Here is a 629-nt window from a genome sequence, read left to right on the forward strand (position 1 = left end):
GACACCAACACGCAAGCAAGTGTATCTAAATTAAATGATAACAGCCCTATCACTATCGATAGCACTGGTACAAACGCTGCAGGTGCAAAAGACTACAAACTTGATGTCAATGTTGATGACACCACCATAAGTAAAGCGGGTGGCACATTGCATGCAGTGACAGGTGCGATTGAAGAGGTCACTACAACAACAGGTGATAACGCGAAGAAAAAAGGTCAAGTTCAAGCAAAACCTAACGATGAGAATAAGGTCGCTACAGTAAACAATGTGGCTAATGCAATCAATAAAGCGAAATGGTTTGCTAAAGCCGATAACAACGGTGGTGAGATTGCAGATAATGCGAAAACTAATGACGCAGATGACGCTGATGGCCAAGCCATGGGTGCGGGCGATAAGTTAACCCTGAAAGCGGGTAAAAACTTACGCGTGAAACGTGATGGTGCAAACTTTACCTTTGCAACGGATAACGATGTTACGTTCAACAAAGTAACCTCAAATGAGTTTGTGGTAAATCCAAATGGCAAATTTACCGTAGGAAGTGGCGCAACCATTAACATGGGTAACAATATTGTTGGTGGTGTGAAAACAGGTGTGGCAGATACTGACGCTGTAAATGTGGCTCAGTTGAA

General features: G+C 43.1%; 1 pseudogene. It reads left to right on the forward strand.

What is annotated here, in order from left to right:
* Positions 1 to 629: pseudogene (locus HMPREF9096_RS09300) on the forward strand (hypothetical protein); the annotation flags it as partial.

It is taken from the genome of Haemophilus sp. oral taxon 851 str. F0397 (genome assembly GCF_000242295.1).
Taxonomy (GTDB): domain Bacteria; phylum Pseudomonadota; class Gammaproteobacteria; order Enterobacterales; family Pasteurellaceae; genus Haemophilus.